Source organism: Gordonia sp. GONU (assembly GCF_024733855.1).
Lineage (GTDB): Bacteria > Actinomycetota > Actinomycetes > Mycobacteriales > Mycobacteriaceae > Gordonia > Gordonia amicalis.
The window spans coordinates 44,910-65,115 of sequence record NZ_JANRHB010000029.1 but is presented as its reverse complement, the minus strand read 5'-3'; the positions used below and the strand labels follow the sequence as shown (position 1 = coordinate 65,115).

Annotated in this window: 2 protein-coding genes; both read right to left on the bottom strand. The window is 70.1% G+C overall.

Annotated features, from left to right (window positions below):
- Window positions 1–11,706, bottom strand: an 11,706-nt coding sequence (locus NWF34_RS20040) for a non-ribosomal peptide synthetase (RefSeq protein WP_258325921.1), incomplete at its 3' end; no start/stop codon positions are given.
- Window positions 11,703–19,901, bottom strand: coding sequence for an amino acid adenylation domain-containing protein (locus tag NWF34_RS20035; RefSeq protein ID WP_258325920.1), 8,199 nt, complete (start codon window positions 19,899–19,901; stop codon window positions 11,703–11,705). The genes NWF34_RS20035 and NWF34_RS20040, both read right to left, overlap by 4 nt.
- Between the last annotated feature and the right edge of the window lie 305 nt (window positions 19,902–20,206).

The following is a 20,206-nucleotide window of genomic DNA, read 5'->3' as shown; positions in this document are numbered from 1 at the left end:
CAAACCACCGAACTCCCCATACGACACCACCCGATCCCCACACCACACCGCCACCTCAGACCCCGACAACCCCACCCGCTCCGCCACCACCGAACCCACCGAACGACCACCCCACCCCAACTCCACCACCACACCCCGCGACCACGCCTCGACCGTGCCGCGCATCTCCGCGGGCATCGGATCGAGCGACGCGAGGCGCGTGGCGGGGTCGTCGGCGAAGGCCTCGAGGAGATCGACCATGCCGGACGCGATGACCTCGACGACCTCGGCGTCGACGGCAGTCAGATCCGCCTTCACGGTGAGCGACAACTCGTCCCCGTCCGGGGCCGCGATGAGCGCCAGCGGATAGTGGGTCGCGTCGGAGGTGGTCACGTCGCGGATCTCGAGTCCCGAGGTGCGCGATCCCTCCAGCACCGTTCCCGTGTCGACGGGATAGGACTCGTAGACGACCAGGGTGTCGAAGAGCGCGGCATGCCCCGTCGCCCGGGTGATCTCGCCCAGGCCGAGGAACTGGTGATCCACCAACCCGGTGCGCGACTCGTGGAGTGCTGTCACGAGATCGGCGACGGTCCGGTCCGGGTCGACGTCCGCGACGACCGGCACGGTGTTGATGAACAGGCCGATCATGGCGTCGGCGCCGTCGAGGTCGGCCGGCCTGCCGGAGACCGTCTCACCGAAGACCACGCGTTGTTCACCGGTCAGACGCGACAGCAGAATCGACCATGCCGCGTGGAGGGCCGTGCTCATCGTGCTGCCGAGTTGGCGGATCCGTTCCTCGACCCGGGCACGTGCGGCCGCATCCAGGCGGGCATCCAGCTCGTATGGACGACGCATCTCCGGGCGCGAGCGGGCGGCATGGTGGGGGGCCACCAGGGTCGGTGTGGCGTCTGCGAGAGCGTCCTGCCATGCCGCGCGGGCGGCGGCCCGGTCCCGGCGGTCGAGCCACTCGAGGTAGGACTCCATGTCGACGGACGGTGTGACCGGGGGACGGCCGAGATGCGCGGCGAGGAGATCGGCAACGAGGATCGGTCCCGACCACCCGTCGAGGATGATGTGGTGCGCGGTGATCACCACGGTGTGTGCGGGACCGGTGACGCTGCTGTGCGAGATGGCCGTGAATCGGATCAGCGGCGGCGAGTCCAGGTGGAACGCCCTGGTGCGATCTTCTTCGGCGAGTTCGGCGATGCGTACGGCCGCATCCGCGACGTCCGCACCCGTCAGGTCGATGCCGCGGAAGTCCGGGTCCGTCGCCGTGGGGTGATCGGCCGGCGGGATCACCACGACGGGCCGACCGGATGCGGTCTGGGTGAACGCGGATCGCAGGACCCGTTGCCGCGCCAGGAGTTCGCGGATCGCCGGCAGCAGCGCCGTGGGCGAGTGGTGTCCGGCGAACTCGATGATCGACTGTGTCACATAGGGATCGGTGGCAGGTGCGGTCTCGTCCACCGCTGCGGAACCGGCGAGACGTTCGGACTCGTAGAACAGTCCCTGCTGGAGGGGGGTCGGCGGCCAGATCGCCGGTGCGGTGCGGGACCGCCCGACCGAGTAGCGGTCGACGAGGTCGTCGATCTCCGTCTGGGAGAGTCCACCCCCGATGACGTCGGTCTCGCTGGGGCCTGGGTCTCCGACGGACTCCACGTACGCGGCCAGCGAGGACAGTGCCGCATCCCACCGGGTGGTGAGGTCGTCGAGGTGGTCGCGGCCGAGCACCGCCTCGGGTGCGGTGAGATCGAGCCGAAGCGTGCGTCCCCGCGTCGATGTCACCGTCCCGATGGTCGCGGTGAGCGCGGCGAGTGCCCTCATGTCGCCGCGCGCCGACGGCGGGAGGACCGGGGCGTCGCCGACCGGGAGGAATTCCGTCGCAACCGTGTTCGCAGCGTCGTCCGAACCGGCCAGGGCCCCCAGGTAATTGACGGTCACCGGTGGCAACGGGCGGTCTCGCAGTGGTGAACCGGGACGCAACCAGCGCAGGGCGCCAAAGGCGATGCCGTTGTCCGGCATGCGCTTCTGGCGGTCCTTGAGGGCCTTCAGCATCGTCGCCAGGTCGCGTGCGGATGATGTGCCGGGGTCGGGGATGTCGACGCTCACCGGCACGAAGGAGGTGAACCAGCCGACGGTCTCGCTCAGGTCGGCTCCCGGGGCGACGGACTCCTCCCGACCGTGGTTCTCCAGGAGCATCGACACTTCCGAGGCGCCGTAGCCGAGTCGACCCGCGGCCGTCCCGGTGGTGAGGGCGTGGGCGAGAGCCGCGGCGAGCACGGTGTCGGTGCGGGCGCCGAACGCGTCGGCCACCCGTAGCACGGTCTCGGTGCGCTCGGGGTCCATGATGTGGGTCGCCGAGACCATGGTCCGCAACCGGTCACGGACCGGGTCGAGCACCGCTGCGGTACCGACCGGCAGCTGGGCAGTCCACCAGCCGATCTCCTGCTCGCGGTCGGCGAGGCCGGACAACACCTCCGCCCACCGGCGGAACGACGTGCCACGAGCGGAGATGTGCGGATCGTCGCCGTTGCGGAACTGCCACCATGCGCGGGCCAGCCCGGACACGATCGTCGGCCACGACACCGCGTCGACACCGAGATGATGGATCGCGATCACCAACCGACCGACCGTCTCCCGGCCGTCACCGATCCGCACTCCCACCGCCGAGACGAGACGTCCCCGCGTCGGTGCGAGCGCGCCGAGGGCACGTCGATGTGCCTCTCGTACCGCCTCGTCGAGAGTCGGCGCCCCGGCGCTGTTCGCCGGTCGCGAGTGGTCGACGATCTCGACCACCACGTCATCGACACTGCCCTCCCCCGCGATCACGACGGGTTCGCCGGCCGCGTCGATCTGCAACGACGCGGTGAGCATCGGGTGCGCCGCCACGACCGCGACGATCACCTCGCGCAGCGCGGATTCGTCGATGTCGGCCGGCAGGGAGAGGACGGTGCTCTGGGAGAAGTCCGCGATGTCGGCGAGGTCATCCGCGAGGTCCAGCATCCAGGCCGCGGCTGGCGTCCGCCCGACGGGACCGACACCGCCGCCGGGCAGTTCGTCGAGGACCGCGTGGGGCTCGTGCCGGGACAGCTGCGCGAGATCGCGGACCGTGGCGGCGCCGAAAACGTCTCTCGGAGTAAGGGTGAAACCCGCGGCACGCATCATCGACGTCAGTCGGATCGACGCGATCGAGTCCCCGCCCAGCGCGAAGAACGAACTGGTCATCGGGACCTGTTCGACGCCGAGGACGGCGCTGACGATCCCCGCCACGACATGATCGGCGTCGGTGGCGGGCTCGGCGCCGGATTCGTCGTGCACGAGCATGTCGAACTGCGGAGCGGGAAGCGCCTTCCGGTCGAGCTTTCCCGCGCTGCTGAGGGGCGCGTCGGTCAACGCCACCCACAGGGTGGGCCGCATGTAGGCGGGCAGGGACCCCGCGACGGCCTCCCGCGCACGGCCGAGGCTATCCTCGCTCTCGGGTCCGATGAGGTAGCCGACGAGGTGTTCGGCGCCCCCCGGTACCTGGGTCAGGGTCACCGCGGCCTGCCGTACTCCGGAGACGGTCGCGAGCACCGCCTCGATCTCGCCCAGCTCGATCCGCTGGCCGCGGAGCTTGACCTGGAAGTCGCTACGGCCCAGGTATTCCAGCTCCCCGGACCGGTTGCGGCGGACCAGGTCGCCGGTGCGGTAGAGCCTGTTCCCCTGCCCGAACGGGTCGGCGACGAAGCGATCGGCGGTCAGATCGGCGCGCGCGGCGTATCCGCGGGCGAGTTGGACTCCGCCGAGATACAGCTCGCCCGCGACACCGGCCGGGACCGGCCGCAGACGGGCGTCCAGAACGAAGCTCTGGGTGTTCCAGATCGGCCGCCCGATCGGGACCACCTCGCGGTGGTCACCGAGCGTGGCGGCGGTGACCTCGACGGCGGCCTCGGTGGGACCGAAGAGGTTGTGGATCCGCACGTGAGGCAGCGCGGCACGGACCTCGCCGAGGGTGGCCGGCGCCAGCGCCTCGCCCGAACAGTAGAGATGTCGCAGACTCGGGAGCAGGCCGCCCGCGGTGTGGTCGAGGACTTCGGTGAACACCGCCAGCAGGGACGGGACGAAGTGCACGGTGGTGATGTGTTCGTCGTCGATCAACCGCGCGATGGCGTGCGGGTCGAGGTGTGCGTCGTCCGGCGCGATGACCATCCGCGCTCCGGTCATCGGCGGCGTGAACAGCTCCGGCACCGAGACGTCGAAGGTCACCGGCGTCTTCAGCAGGACGCTGCCATCCGGACCGATTCCGAATTCTTCTATGCCCCAGCGCAATCGGTTGAGCACAGCGCGGTGGGTCACCGTGACGCCCTTGGGACGCCCCGTCGACCCGGAGGTGAACAGGGTGTAGGCGGCGTGGTCCGCGAGGAGCGGCGCCCGACGCTCGGCATCGGTGACGGGCGTCGTGTCGAGATCCACCGGATTCGTGGAGTCGACCACGATGACCCGGTTCAGGAGGCCGCCGACCACTGTGATGCCCGCGGTGACGAGACCGATCTCCGCTCCCGCGATGTCGATCATGTAGCGGACCCGGTCCGCCGGCACATCGGTCGCCACCGGGACGTACTGCCCTCCCGCGGCGAGGACGGCGTGGATTGCGATGACCAGCTCGACCGACCGCGGAACGCACACGACGACGCTGTCCTCCGGACCGACGCCGGAGGCGATCAGCTCGCGGGCGAGTACCGACACGCGTGCCGCGAACTCCCGGTGTGTGACCGACCGGCCGGCGCAGCGCAGGGCGACCGCGTCCGGTGAGATCCGGGCCCCGGCGTCCGCCGCATCCACCAGCGTCTCGGGTGGCAGGCTCACCGCCTGGCCGATCGCCAGCTCGTACTGGGACCGCTCCTGCGCGTCGGTGAGGATCGGGATGTCCGCAACCGGCACGTCGGGATCGTCTGCCAGAACGGTCAGCGTCGACTGCAGCGCGGTGGCGACCATCTCCGCGGTGTCCTGGTCGAACAAGGCCTCGGCGTAGGTGACCGACCCCGCCAGCGCTCCGTCGGCGTCCTCCCAGGTACCGATCGACAGGTCGAATTTCGCTGTGGTGTCGTCGATCTCGACGAATTCGGCGACGAGGTCCCCCATGGTGGCGGCCGCCATCACCGGCTCGGCACCGGCCGTGTGTACCAGCATGACCTGGGCGAGCGGCTCGACGTTCTCCGTGCGCGGCGGGTCGACGGCGTCGACGACCCGCTCGAACGGGACCTCGGCGTGATCGAAGGCGGTCACATCGGCGAGCTTGACCCGGTCGAGCAGTGCCCCTCCGGTGAGCTGCGGGTCGACGTCGACGCGCAACACGACGGTGTTGACGAACATGCCGATGAGCTGGTCGAGAGCCCGGTGTCCGCGTCCCGCAACCGGTGTCGCGACGGCGATCTCGGTGGTCGACGTCAGACGTGCGAGCACCGCGGCCACCGCCGCGTGGATCACCATGAAGAGTGTCGCGCGTTGTTCGGAGGCGCGGCGTCGAAGCCCCGCGACCACCGGCGCCGACAACGACCACCGCACGGTCGCCGCGCGTGTATCGGGCGTGAGGGCGCGCGGACGGTCCACCGGCAACGGCAGCACGTCCGGCAGTCCCCGGAGCTGCTGCGTCCAGTAGGACAGCTGGCGCGACATCTCCGAATCCGAGTCGTCTGGTTCGCCCAGTCGATGACGTTGCCACACTGCGTAATCCGCGTACTGCAGCGTCAGAGGGAACCATCGGGGCGCGCGGTCGGTACGACGCGCGTCGTAGGCCTCGGCCACCTCGCGGGCGAGGATCGGTGCCGACTCGCCGTCGGCGGCAATGTGATGGAGCGCGATCAGGAGAACGTGGTCGACGCCGGAAGAACTGAGGATCCTCGCACGCAGAGGCAGGTCGCGGGTCACGTCGAAGGGCTGCGAGATGGTCGCGGCGATCTCCTCGGCGACCACGCTGTCCGGCTCCGCGACCCCCGAGACGACGGTGTGCCCGACCGGGACGAGGTCGGCGTGATACTCGAGCACGACCTGAAGGGGTTCGGCGGCGTCACCCGAATCGGAGCCCGCCGGGTAGATCGTGCGGAGCACTTCGTGCCGCTCGGCGACGTCGTTGATCGCGCCGTGCATCGCGTTCACGTCGAGTTCGCCGTGCAGTCGTACGACGATGGGGATCACGTATGCGGCGGAGCCGGGGTCGAACTGGTTGAGGAACCACATCCGCCGCTGGGCGTAGGACAACGGGACCTGCTCGGGCCGGGGCAGGACCCCGGGCACGGGACCCGTTGCGCGGCTGTCGAGTTCGCCGGTGTCGATCACCGACGCGAGGGCCTCGACCGTCGGCGCGTCGAAGATCACCCGCACCCCGATCTCGACACCGAGTTCGGCGCCGAGCCGTGCGACGACGCGCGTCGCGGACAGCGAGGTGCCGCCGAGGTCGAAGAACGAGTCGAGTGCGGACACGCCCGGTGCGTCGTCGGCGCCGTCCATGCCGAGGACCTCGGCGAAGACCGCGGCGACCGTGCGTTCGGTCGCGGTGCGCGGTTCGACGTGGACGCCGCGGGCGAACTCGGGTGCCGGCAGCGCGGCGCGGTCGAGTTTGCCGGTGGCGGAGAGGGGGATCTCGTCGAGCGGGACGATCGCGGTCGGCACCATGTGCGCGGGCAACTGCCGTGCGGCATGGGCTGCCAGCGCCGACACGTCGATGACCGCACCTTCGCTGTGGTGAACCCACGACACCAGCACGGTCTCGCCCGACGTCGGGTGGGCGACACCGGCGGTGGTCGAGAAGTCGACCGCTCCATGGCTTTCCAGCACGGCGTCGATCTCGCCCGTCTCGATCCGGAATCCGCGGATCTTGACCTGGAAGTCGCTGCGACCGAGGAAGTCGAGCTCCCAGCGGCCGTCCCGGCGACGGCGGCGGACGAGGTCACCGGTCCGGTACATCCGCTCGCCCGGTCGCCCGAACGGCGCGGCGACGAACCTCTCTGCGGTCAGGGCGGTGTGGTTCAGGTATCCGGCGGCCAGCGCCGGACCGACGAGGTACAGCTCGCCCGCGACGCCGGGTGGCACCGGATGCAGGCGGCCGTCGAGGACCAGCACACCGACTCCCGCGATCGGTCCGCCGATCGTGACGGGCCCGCCGGGACGCATGGCGCCGGACGCGGTCGACCAGATGGTGGCCTCGGTCGGACCGTACAGGTTGTACATGATGCGTCCGTCCGACCAGGCGCGGACGAGTTCGGGCGAGCAGGAGTCGCCGGCCACGCACACCACGCGGAGATCGGGGAACGCCTCGACGGGAACCGTGGCCAACGCACTAGGTGTGATCGTCATGTGCGAGACGGCCTCGTCGGTGATGACTGCCGCCAGCTCCCGGCCACCGGTGACGCCCGGTGGCACCACGACCAGGGTCGAGGCCGCGGCCACCGCGACCAGGGTCTCGAACACGGAGGCGTCGAACCCCGGTGCGGCGAAACGCAGTACCCGCGACGACGGGCTCAACTCGAAACGCGACCGGGCGTCGGCGACGAGATCGGCGAGCCCGCGGTGCGTCACCGCGACGCCCTTGGGACGACCGGTCGAGCCCGAGGTGAAGATGACGTAGGCCGTGTCGTCCATCCGGACGGACGGCAGCGGATCGTCGGACACGCCCGACCCCGGCGCGCGTCGCGCGCGGTCCGTCAGGTCGAGAAGATCCTCGACGACGAGCCAGGAGGTGCCGACGTCCGGCTCGCTCGGTGCGCCGGCACCGCCGACGGCATCCGCCGCCGCGCACGTCACGCCGAGCGTCGCGGCCAGTGTGCCGGTCATGTACCGGATCCGTTCGGCCGGCTGAGACGGGTCGATCAGTCCGGCCGCCGCCCCGGTCCGGGCGATCGCCCAGAAGGCCACCGTGCCGACCGACGAGCGGGGCACGGCCAGTGCCACGACCGTGCCCGGTCGTGCACCCCGCGACCGGAGTTCCGCGGCGAGCAATCGCGACGCCGCATCGAGTTCGGCGTAGGTCAGCGAGTGTTCACCGTCGGTGACGGCGACACCGTGCGGATGGTGGGCCACCGCGGAGTCGAGCAGCGCGGGCAGCGCGACCGCCGAATCCGCGAGGGCCGGAGACCTCACGAGTGCCGGGACGTCGTCGGACTCGCCGGTCGGCAGGTCACCGATCGCGGTCTCCGGTGCGTCGACGACCGACCGCGCGATGGTTTGCAGGCGATGCAGCAGGTCGGCGATGGTGTCCGCGTCGAACAATGCTGTCGCGTAGGTGATCACGACGGGCGTGTCCTCGTCGCGAGGCCGCCCCGGTGGGTCGACGACCGTCACCTGCAGATCCACCTTGGCGGTGGTGACCGGTACCTCGAGCTCGGAGACGATCAGTCCGGGTAGTTCGACGACCGGCCGTTCGGTGTTCTGAAAGGCGAGCGCGACCTGGAACAGCGGCGGGTGCGCGGTGCTGCGGGCGGTCGTGACCTCCTCCACGACCGTTTCGAACGGCACATCGGCGTGATCGAGGGCAGCGATGTCGGTCTCGCGGCAGATCTCGAGAACCGTGGCGAAGTCCGCGTCACGCCGCAACGGGGTGCGCAGCGCGAGCGTGTTCACGAACATCCCGACGAGGCTGTCGAGCTGACGCTCGCCGCGACCTTCCACCGGTGTGCCGATCACCAGATCCGCGCTGCTCCCCGACCGCAGCAGCGTGACCGCGAGAAGCGCGTGGACACACATGAACATGGTCGCGTCGTGCCGGTCGGCGAGTTCGAGCAGGCGGGACCACGTCGCGGCGTCGATCACTGCCGACAGTTCCGCTCCGCTCTCGTCCCGTACGGGCGCGCGCGGACGGTCCAAGGGCAGATCGGTGAGCTCGGGGACGCCGGCGAGCTGTGTCTTCCAGTAGGCGAGCTGACGGGCCGCGAGCGACTCGGGGTCGGCGCTGTCCCCGAGGATCTCGTGATGCCACACCGCATAGTCGACGTACTGGACGGGCAGTGGCGACCATTCCGGGGCACGACCGGCCAACCGGGCCTGGTATGCCTTGACGAAGTCCGCCACGAGCGGCGCCATCGACCCACCGTCGCCGATGATGTGATGGACGACCAGCACCAGCACCCATTCGTCGTCGGCGACCCGGATGAGCCGTGCCCGGACCGGCGCTTCGTTCTCGAGATCGAAACCGCGCGTGACGATGTCGGCGACCGTCGCGGTCACCCCGGGTGAGCCGGTACCGCGCATGTCGATCGGTGGATCCGCCCGGGCGTCGTGCCGCGCGGTATCGGGGCCGTCGATGATCTGTCGGGGAACCCCGTCACCGGCGACGAACCGCGTGCGCAACGTCTCGTGACGGACGATGAGGTCGTCGAGCGCCGCGGCCACGGCCGCTGGATCGACAGGTGTGCCCGGCGCGTCGGCGTCCGAGCGGCCTCGCAGGCGCAGGACGGCCGGGATCAGGTAGGCCGCTCCCCCTGGGTTCATCGTCTCCAGGAACCAGATCCGGCGCTGGGCCGGTGACAGCGGTAACGGCCCGGTGCGGTCCACCGGACGCAGCGGCGGCCGTGCGGGTCCCGGCTCATCGCCGTCGGCGAGTCGCTGGTCGATCACCTCGGCGAGGCCGCGGACCGTGGGCGTCGCGAAGAGGTCGCGCGCGGCCACCGTGGTCCCGAGGTCCTCGGTCGCGCGCGCCGCGACGCGGGTCGCGGTGAGTGAATTGCCGCCGAGGTCGAACAGCGAGGCGGTGACCCCGATCTCGTTCTCCCCGAGGATCTCCGCGACGAGAGCAGCCAGCCGTTCCTCGGTAGGGGTGGCGGGCGGTTCGTCGATCCCCGGGTCGTCGGTGGCGTCCGGTTCGGGCAGGAGCGTGCGGTCGAGTTTCCCGTTGACCGTGAGCGGCAGCGCGTCGAGCCACACGAACAGGGTCGGCACCATGTACTCCGGCAACGCGGCCGCGAGACGGGTCCGGACGGTGGCTTCGTCGGGTCCGTTCCCGGCGGTGGGTACGAGATAACCGACGAGATGTTCGGTGTCTCCGCGCATGCGGATGTCGGCGCCGGCCGCGTCGATGCCGTCGACCGCGGACATCGCCGACTCGACCTCGCCGAGTTCGATACGAAACCCACGCAGCTTCACCTGTCCATCGCGCCGGCCGACGAACTCGATCGATCCGTCCCGGGCGACGCCGATGTCACCGGTTCGGTACATCCGGCTGCCCGGCGGGCCGAACGGGTCGGCGACGTAACGCGTCGCCGTCAGGCCGTGGCGCCGGAGGAAACCCCGGGTCACCTGGACACCCGAGACGTACAGTTCGCCGGGCACACCGTCGGGCAGCGGCGCGAGCCGTGCGTCGAGGACGTGCACGCGGGACCCGAGAAGCGGTTGTCCGATGTCCGATGCCGTTGCGGCGTCGACGAATCCACGCGTGAGTTCGCGCCGCGTCATGTACACCGTCGTCTCCGTCGGCCCGTACATGTTGTTGAGCTGGGGCCCGGGGACGTCGGCTCCCGGCCTGGCCGGCGATCCGTCGGCGGCGCGGTCGGCCTGCCACTTCCGCACATGCTCGTAGTCGAGGAGCTCACCCGAGAAGTGGAGGCGCCGAATCGATTGCGGGAGAACCGAACCGTGCGGCGGCCGGACCGCCGCGGCGAACTGGTAGAAGGACGACGGCGTGAAGTTGACGACCGTGACGCCCTCGCGGTCGAACACCTCGACCACGTCGTCCGGCGCACGCGTGGTGGCGTGGTCGAGCACGACCAGACGGCCCCCGGCGAGGAGCGCCGCCCAGATCTCGCCCACCGACACGTCGAAGGCATACGAGTGGAACATCGACCACACGTCGTCGGGCGTGCTCTCGACCAGCGCGTCGAGCGCGACGAGCAGGGAGATCACGTTGTCGTGGGTGACCACAACGCCTTTCGGCACACCGGTCGATCCGGAGGTGTACATGACGTAGGCACTCGTATGTGCGCCGACCCGATCGGGAAGCGCCACCGGGACCGGTTCGGCCCACGCCGCCAGATCGTCGGGCGTCGAGACCCGGGCAGGCATGTCCGCCCATGCGGCGGCGGTCTCGGGGTCGGCGAGGACGAGTACCGGCGCGGCGTCGTCGACGATCGTTCGCAGCCGCGCGATGGGATGGGTGCGGTCCAGCGGCAGGTAGGCCGCGCCGGTCTTGAGCACCGCGAGCAGTGCGACGACGAGGTCGGCCGACCGTGGCATCGCCACGCCCACCAGCGATTCCGGCCCCGCTCCGGCGGCGGCCAGTGCGCGGGCGAGCCGGTCCGTCCGATCGTCGAGCTCGCGGTAGGTGATCGCCGCGCCGTCGAGATCGGTGAGCGCCACTGCGTCTGCGCGTCGGCGTGCCGACACCCGGAAGAGACCCGGGAGGGACTCGACGTCGCGCGTGCCGAGAACGTCCTCGATCCGCCGTTCGAGGTCGGCGAGGACCTCACCGGCGGTGGCCGCCAGTTGTGCCGGGGTGCTTCCGGTTCGGGGCAACAGCGCCGTGACCGTCGCGCGCACCGCCGGGGCCGGATCCACACCGCGGGCGGCCAGGGTGGTCGCTGCCGCCGTCACCCGTCGGTGCAACTCACGGAAGGTCACGGGCCCCGACGCACCGACCATCGCCTCGGCGTCGGCCGCGTGGGTCGCGGCGAAGGTGAGCCTGCGCAGCACCGTCGGCTGGTGTGTGGACCCCGCGGACGTGCGCGCCCCGACGCTGCGCGATACCGAGGTGTCCGACGTCACGCGGGGTCCGCCCGGTTCCGTCGGGGTTCACCGGTCACCGCATCGGCGCCTACGCACAGTGCGTTCGTCGCCGCGGTGCGGATGTACGCGAACACCTCGTCGATGGTGCGGTCCGCGTCGGCGAGGAGCGTGGTGACCGCGACCGTCAGCGCCTCACCCGGGTCCTCGTCCGGCACGGAGAAGGCCATGGCGACGGAGGTGGCCTCGAGGTCGGCGAAGGTCACCGACGGTGCCCCGGGGATGCCGATCACCGCATCGGGCACCGTCGCGGCGACTGCGGACACGAGCTCGTGGAGCGCCTGCTCCTCGTCGACGACATCCGACGACTGCCTGTCGGCCCAGATGGACAGGTCGCCGACCGGGGTGCCCGGACGGGCCGCGATGTCGTTGAGCAGGTTCCGGTAGCGCTCGACGATCCGTTCGGCACCGGCTCGGTCGAAGAGATCGGTGTCGTAGGCGATCTGGCCACCGAGTGCACCACCCCGATCCACCCCGTCCAGGTCGTCCGGGTACACCATGATCTCCAGATCGACCTTGGCCGCGATCGACGCCGGGGGCCGGACCCGGACGGACAGACCGTCGAGGCTCACCTCCGGGAAGTCGAGGTTCTGGTACGAGAGCATGACCGAGAACAACGGGTTGTGGCGGCCCCGCCGGACCGGTCCCGTCTCGGCGCGGTTCAGGTGGTCGACGATCTGGTCGAAGGCGACGTCGGCATGGGCCAGGTCGGTGACGTCCTCGGTCCGTACGCGTCGCAGAAGCTCGTCGAACGGCTCGTCGAGGCGCAGACGTGTCCAGAGCGGAACCGTGGTCGCGAGCATGCCGACCATCTCGGCCAGGGCGGGATCGTCACGGCCGGCGAACGGCGTCCCGATCACGATGTCCTCGCTTCCGGACAGACGGCCGATGAGGACCGCGAGCGCCGCGTGCATCACCACGAACTGCGTCGTGTTGTTCACACGCGCGAGATGTTTGAGAACCGTTGCGGTTTCGGGCGGGATGCTCAGATCGACGACACCTCCGCGGTGCCGGGGTTCGGTGGGCCGCGGCCGGTCCGTCGGGATCACCGCCGGTTCCCGTACCGACCCGAGGCGTCGTTCCCAGTACTCGAGTTGAGCCCGTTCCTCGGTGAGCCCACCGGGCGCCTCGGCCGCCAGCCGCTCGGCATGCCAGATCGCGTAGTCGGCGTACTGCACCCGCGGTGCGTTCACGACCGCCGTCCACGGTCCTGCCTGCCCACTGATCCGGGCACGGTAGGCCGTGGTCAGGTCGCGGGCCAAGGGCCGCAACGAACCCCCGTCGGCGTTGATGTGATGCACCACGAAGACGAGGAGGTGGCGGTCGGACGCCAGTCGCAGGATCACCGCCCGGATCGCGTTGGGGCCGGTCAGGTCGAAGCCCGGTTCGACGACGGCGGCGATCTCCTCCCCGACGCGGTCGGGGGTGGTGTCGACGAGGGCGACCCGGAATCCGCGGAGAGCATCAGCGGCCGGGATGATGACCTGAACCGGCCGCCCCTCGTGCAGCGGGTACCGCGTCCGGAGCGACTCGTGACGGGCGATCACGTCGCCGAGTGCCCCCGTCAGGGCCGGGATGTCGAGGGGCCCATCGAGTTCGAGAGTGAACCCGACGTTGTACGCCGACGACGACGGGTCGATCTGGTTGAGTGACCACAGTCCGCGCTGCACACCCGTGAGGTCGACCATGTGCGGCCGTTCCCGCGGTGTCAGGACACGTCCCGCCCCGACGGACTCGACGGTGTTCAGTGCGGCGACGAAACTCGCGACCGTCGGGTTCTCGAACAGCAGGGCGAGCGGCACCCGCCGGTCGACGTGCTGTTCGACCCGGTAGGTCACCTTGGTCGCCGACAGCGAACTGCCTCCGAGTTCGAAGAATCCGTCGTGCACGCTGACCGTCTGGAGTCCGAGGACATCGGCGAAGATCTGCGCCACTGCCGCCTCCAGACGGCTTCGGGGAGCGACGTATTCGCGAGCGGGTGAGATCTCGACGGCCGGCAGCGCACGGCGGTCGACCTTGCCGGTGCGGGTGACCGGGAACTCCTCGAGCACCTGGACGGTGTGCGGGACGAGATGTGCCGGCAGGTGGGCGACCGCGTGGTCGACGATCTGCTCGGGCGCCGGACTGCGGCCCGGCCGGCCGGTCACGTAGGACACCAGGACCGTGTCGCCGGCCGGCGTGGGCATCCCCACACTCACCGAGTGCTCGACGTCGGGGTGGGTGACGAGCACTGCGTCGACCTCCCCCGGCTCGACCCGCATGCCACGGATCTTGATCTGGAAGTCGTTGCGGCCGTGATAGATCAGCTCGCCCTCGGGTGTCCATGAGACGAGATCACCGGTGCGGTACATCCGTGTGCCGGCACCGAACGGGTCGGCGACGAACCGGCCCGCGGACAGCCCGGCGCGTCCGTGGTAGCCCCGTCCGAGCGCACGTCCGGCGAGGTAGAGCTCGCCGACGACGCCGGGCGGCACCGGTCGCAGACCCGGGTCGAGAACCCGTGCTCCGACGCCGGAGATGGGGCACCCGATGGTTACCGGCTCCGTTGCGCGCAACGGTCGGGACGCGGTCGCCCAGATCGTGGTCTCCGTGGGACCGTACAGGTTCAGCAGGCGTCGGCCATCGGCATCCCACCGAGCGACCAGTTCCGGCGGGCACTCCTCCCCCGCCACCATGATCGTCTCGACGTCCGGGACCGACGCCGGATCGATCGTCGCCAGAGCTGTCGGCGTGGCCACGGCGTGCGTGACCCGATGCCGTGCGATGACGTCCTCGAGTTCGGGTCCGGCGAACACGTCCGGCGGGCTGATCACCAGTTCCGCTCCCGCACAGATCGCGAGGATGATCTCCCAGACGGCGACGTCGAAACCCGGTGCGGCGAGCTGCAGTACACGGGACGCCGGCGTGGCCCCGAGCCGGGCCTGCTGTTCGGCGACCATCTCCGCCAGCCCCGCGTGGGTGACCGCGGCCGCCTTCGGACGTCCCGTCGATCCGGATGTGAAGAGCAGGTACGCGAGATCGTCGACACGGGTGCGACGCGTCCGGTCCGCGTCGGTGACCGGATGGTCGCGGCGACCGGCGATGTTCAGTTCCACCTCGAGGTCGTCGAGCAACCACTCCTCGACACCGAGGTCACGGACACCCGGATCACGCTGCTGCGGTGCGGCATCCGGTTCCGCGGCCCGGTCGGCGGCGACCACCGAGTCGACGGTGATCACCAGGGCGGCATCGCTGTCGGCGAGCATCGCCGCGCGGCGCTGTACCGGCAACCGCGCGTCGATGATGACGAACGCGGCCCCGCTCATGGCCACCCCGAGCATCGTGAGCACCATCCGGGGCGACCTGGGGATGCTGACGGCGACCACGTCTCCCGGCCCCAGTCCGCGGTCGGCGAGGACACGGGCGATCTGATGCGTCACGGTGGCCACTTCGGCCCAGGTCAGTCGTGCGGTACCGTTCGTGGCCTCACCAGTGAGGGCGACCGCGGCGGGGTCGGCAGTGGCGAATCCCCGGGCGATGAGCTCCGCGAGGGTCGTCTCCGGACGGGTGCCGCGGCGTGGTGCGGCGAGCTCCCGCAGCGCGTCGGGTTCGAGCAGATCGATCGCGGCCAGGACACGATCGGGCCCCGACACCATCTGGCTGAGCACCCGCCGCAGCCGGGACGCCACATCGTGGACCGTGCTCTCGTCGAAGAGATCGGTGGCGTAGGCGAATTCGACGACATAGTCGTCCGAACGCTCGGTCACCGAGACGGTGACGTCGTACTTCGCCGACGGAACCCGCGCATCGAGCAGTTCCGCCGACCCCGTCCAGTGCGACAGGTCGGTCAACTGGTCGGGCTGCACGCTCAACGCGACCTGGAACAGCGGCGAATGCGACGGCGACCGTTGCGGCGCGATGGCGTCGACGACGCGCTCGAAGGGCACGTCGGCATGACTCATGGCCCGAGCGCAACGGCGATGTGCCCCGGTGACCAGATCCCGCACGGTGTCACCGGGCCGCAGTGCGGTGCGCAGGACCACGGTGTTGACGAACATGCCGACCAGATCGGCGACGGCCGGATCGTCGCGCCCGGCAACCGCGGTACCGATGCTCACGTCGTCCACCGCGGCGAGCCTGCCCAGCGTGAGGGCCAGCGCGGACTGGAAGACCGCGAACGGGGTGACGGCCAGCGTGGTCGCCAGCCGACGGAGGTCGGCGGACAGCTCCGCGTCCAGGGTGACGTCGAGGTGGGCTCCCGCACTGGACATCACCCGCGGCCGCGGTCGGTCGGTGGGCAACTGGAGCAGATCGGGTGCTCCGTCCAGTTCCGCACGCCAGAATTCGAGACCGTCGACCAGCGCCGGTGAGGGTTGTTCAGGCGTGCCCAGGATCTCGGCGCGTTCGACCGCGATGTCGGCGTACTGCATCGGCAGCGGGGTGAACTCGGGGGACTCGCCGGCACGCCTGCTCTCGTAGGCGGTCATCAGATCCCGGAGCAACGGCCGCAACGAGTGTCCGTCGGCGGCGATGTGATGCAGCACGAGCACCACGACGTCGCCGCGGGGGTCCCCGGTGATCAGCCGGCACCGGAACGGAATCTCTTCTGCCAGGTCGAATCCCACGTCGGTGATGGCGGCGATCGCCGCTTCGAGCGGTTCCGCGGCGGAAGCCTCCCGGCGTCCCTCCGTGCTGATCCGGACAGGTTCGGAATCGAGTACGGCGCCGGCGGACGCGGTGTCGAGGATGCGTTGTTCGGGTTCGCCGTCGACGGCCGGGAACACGGTACGCAGGATCTCGTGCCGGTCGAGGACGTCGAGCGCCGCTCGACGCAGCACCGCGGGGTCCACCGCGTGGGTGAGCCGCAGCGCGCCGGACATGTTGTAGGTCGCCTCGGCGGGTGACATCCGGTTGATGAACCACAACCGGGTCTGTGCCTGGGACAACGGTATCCGTGCCGGGCGTGGCCGGTGTCGACGCTCCGTGGACACGGGCGGGGTGTCCGAGACGACGGCGCGGGATGCGAGATCGGCGAGGTCGTCGCTGTCGAAGACGTCGGTCAGGGCGATCGTCAGACCGTGCCCGATCCGGGCCCGGGACACCATGCGTGCCGCGAGGATCGAGTCAGCACCCAGGGCGAAGAGGTTGTCGGACAGGCTGATCCGTTCTCGACCCAACGCCTGGGCGACGAGGGAGACGATCGCCTTCTCAGCCGGTGTCCGCGCCTCGCGGAATTCCTTGGTGCCGGCTGTCAGGTCCGGGGCGGGCAACGACGACTGGTCCAGCTTTCCGGAGCGGGTCGTCGGGAAGGCGACGAGGAACACCACTGCGAGCGGCACCATGTGGCCGGGGAGCCGTCGGCGACAGAACGCGCGCACGGCATCCGCGTCCGGAGTGTCGGGGGTTTTCCGGAGATAGGCCACGAGCACCGGTGCCGGTCCGAGATCTCGCCGAGCCACCACGACGACCGCGTCGACGCCGGGCATCGAGGCGATCACCGACTCGACCTCGCCGAGTTCCACCCGCTGTCCGCGGATCTTCACCTGATGGTCGCCACGTCCCAGGTATTCGAGCTCTCCGTCCCGCGTCCATCTCACGAGGTCGCCGGTCCGGTACATCCGGCCGCCGGGCGCCCCCAGCGGGTCGGCCACGAAACGTGCCGTGGTCTGCGCCATCGCCCCGAGGTACCCGCTCGCGAGCTGCGGACCGACGAGGCACAGCTCTCCGGCCACTCCGGCCGGGACCGGCCGCAGGCGGCGGTCCAGTACCCGCACGACGGTGCCGGCCACGGGTCGTCCGATGGGCACGACGGTGTCGTCGGCGGTCACCCGGTGCGAGGTGACGTCGATCGCGGCCTCGGTGGGACCGTAGAGATTGACCAGGTCCGCAGACGAGCTCTGAACGAGACGTCGGGCCAGTTGCGCCGACAGTGCCTCACCCGACGTGAAGACCCAGCGCACCCGGTCGGGCAACGGCTTCGGTGCACCGGATCCCTCGCCGCTCTGGCCGACCACGTCGAGGTAGGCGTCGAGCATCGACGGGACGAAATGGACCACGGTGACCCCGGCGTCGTCGATGAGGGTGCGCAGATAGGTCGGGTCCCGGTGGCCGCCCGGTTCGGCGATCACCATCCGCGCTCCGGTCCGCAGGGGCCACAACAGCTCCCACACCGACACGTCGAAGGTCGCGGGGGTCTTGTAGAGCACCGCGTCGTCGGTGCCGAGCGGATGGTCACGCTGCATCCACGCAAGCCGGTGCCCGATGGCCGCGTGGTCGACCTCGACACCTTTGGGCACACCGGTCGAACCGGATGTGAAGATCACATACGCGGGCTGATGTGGCCACAGCGGCCCGTAGAGCGGTTGCGTCTCGGCCCGGCGCTCGGACACAGCGGTCGCGTCGATCCCACGGTCGGCGAGGAACGCGGCGTCCACGGTGAGCGCCGGCCGGACGATCGCCGCGATCGCGTGGCGCCGTTCCTCCGGCTCGGACGGATCGACCGGGACGTAGACGGCCCCGAGACCGAGTGCCGCATAGATCGAACACACCTGCTCCGGGGACCGTTCGAGGGCGACGATCACCCGGTCCCCCGGGCCGATCCCCTCGGCCGCGAAGAGCCGTGCGAATTCTCCGACGGCCCTTGACATCTCGACATAGGTCAGAGTCGAGTCCCCGAAGACGACCGCGACCCCCTCGGGTGTGGCGGCGACCTGTCGTACGAAGGGCGCCAGGATGTGTTCGTCGGCGATGTCGACCGCCGGGCCGCCGTCACCGAGGTCCTCGACCGTCGTCCGCTCACCGGGTAGGAGCAGGTCCAGCTCGGCCACCGGATGCCCCGGGGAGTCGACGAACTGCTCGAGCACATGCAGCAGACGCGCCCGGTGCATGCGCAACTCGTCGGAGTCGTACAACGCCGGATTGGCGTGGAGACCCACCTCGAGCGGCGCCTCGGGACCCGCGGCGAAGACGTTCATCACCAGGTCCTCGACGAGTCCGGCCGACAGCATGTGATAGCTGACGCGCGTTCCGTCGATCTCGATCGGCTTGTCGAAGAGCAGGAGGTTGACGAGCGGACCGAAGGATGTGCCCGTGGTGTCTCCGAACCCCGCTGCGGCGCGGATGTCCTCGGAGCGGTAACGCTGATGCCGGAGAACCGCGGTGATCTCGGAGGTGACCGCGGCCACGACATCCGCACAGGTCACCGCTCCCACGCCGTCGACGCGCAGCGGCAGCATGTTGGAGACCATGCCCATCGACTGTTTGACCCGGGCGGTCGTGCGCGCCGTCACCGGCAGACTCAGCACGATGTCGTCGGCGCCCGACATCCGGGCGAGAAAGGCGGCGAACGCCGCGGTGAGCACCGCGGCGACGGAGGCATCGAGTTCCCGGGCGCAACGCCGCAACCGGCGGTCGAGATCGGCTCCGAGCATCCCGGCCGCGACCACGGTCTCGTTGTGGATGCCGACGGTCGCCGGGTGGGTGGCCAGCGACACCCGCTCGGGCAATCCGGCCGCGCGTTCCGCCCAGAACGCACGGTCCCTGTCGTGGCGCGTGCTCTGGCGATAGGCGGCATCGTCGGCGATCACCTCGGCGAGAGTCGCCCGGCGCGGCGGGACGCGCGTCTCGGCCGCGACGGCGGCGTTGTAGCGCGCCACCGCCTCGTGAAGGCAGACGAGTGCGCCATAGCCGTCGAAGGCGACGTGGTGGCCCCTCATGTACCAATAGGTGCGGTTGTCCGCCACCCGGATGAAGGCCGCGAATCCGACCTGATCGGTCAGCAGGTCGACCGGACGCTCATGGTCCGCACGCATCCACTCGTCGGCGGCCGCGAGGGGGTCGGGCCGGTCCCGAAGGTCCACCTCGAGCACGTCGAAGGGCACCGACTCGTCGATGTACTGCATCGGCGTGCCATCCACGTCGGTGATCCGGGTGTAGGCGGTCTGCAGCTCCCGCGAACCCTCGATGACGCCACGACGGAACAACTCCCGGTCGAATGGGCGCCCGTCGTCGACGATGTCGAGGTAATGCGCGATGGTGACCGAGTGGTCGTCGTCGAGGTTCTCGGCAAACCACATGGCACGTTGAGCCGCCGTGAGATGGAGCAGGTCGACCCCCGTCGTACCGCTGCGCCCTCCCCGGCGCTCCTCCCCGTGCCCACCTTGTGGGCTCCCCTCATCGAGGGGTGATTTTTCATCCATACCTCGTCCGACACAGTCTTCGGCGAAATGGTCGTTCAACGGCGCCGCTGACCCGTCCCCCGAGGCGTTCGCCGAACAGCCACGAATCATACGCTTTACATCTCTTTTGAGATCGAAAGTGATACAGCGCATCTCGGCTCCACATGACGCTCCCTACGCTGCCGCGAACTAGTGTGACTGGTGGGACCACGGAAGTCCCACGGAGCCACTTCGTTCACTTCTGTAGCGCGACAGCAGTTACGTTGCGGTTTGGATTCGGTCGTTCGACCGACATCCGCTCGATGGAACGGATCTCCTCGCGCCCG

Excerpts from the sequence above, each read along its gene's own strand:
- NWF34_RS20035 (WP_258325920.1), bottom strand. The coding sequence starts at position 19,901 with ATGGATGAAAAATCACCCCTCGATGAGGGGAGCCCACAAGGTGGGCAC.